This is a genomic window from Gordonia sp. UCD-TK1, from assembly GCF_001691435.1.
In the GTDB taxonomy this organism is placed as follows: Bacteria; Actinomycetota; Actinomycetes; order Mycobacteriales; family Mycobacteriaceae; genus Gordonia; species Gordonia hongkongensis.
The window spans coordinates 1-618 of record NZ_LZMP01000095.1; the positions used below are offsets into that span (position 1 = coordinate 1).

Genomic DNA, 618 nt, shown 5'->3' on the forward strand with positions numbered 1-618 from the left:
ACTTCCGACGGAGCAGTCGGGGCACGGTTGTTGCTGAGCGATCCGACCGTCGCCGACGACGCCGACGATCGTGAGGTGCTGGGTGATTCAGCGTATGCCTCCGGTGACATGCTGGCCACGCTGGCGCGGACACGATGGAACGCGGTGATCAAACCCAAGCCACACATGCCGGCGGTTGCTGGTGGTTTCGTCGTCGACGATTTCACCTTCGACGCCGACGCGAACACATTGACCTGCCCCAACAACCTGACCCGGCCGGTCAGCGCGAAAGGCCACGTCACCTACGGTGCGGCCTGCCAAGACTGCCCACTTCGGGCACAGTGCACCACCGCGGTTCGTGGACGCAAAATCAGTTTCGGCGAACACCACCAACTCCAGCGCGAACACCGACAACACTTCTCTGACAACACTATTGCCGACACCTACCGCCAGCATCGACCCATGGTCGAACGGACGATTGCCTGGCTCACCCGCGGTAACCGGCGGGTGCCCTACCGTGGAATCGAACGCAACAACAACTGGCTGCACCACCGCGCCGCCGCGATCAACCTACGCCGCCTGATCACCCTCGGACTGACTACCACCAACGGCACCTGGACACTGGCCACCGCCTGAACC

The 618-nt window shown here is 63.1% G+C and carries 1 protein-coding gene; it reads left to right on the forward strand.

The window, feature by feature from the left end; translation table 11 throughout:
• The coding region (locus tag A9310_RS24905; protein WP_139104746.1) for a transposase at positions 1-615 on the forward strand (615 nt) is incomplete at its 5' end.
• Positions 616-618: the final 3 nt, after the last annotated feature.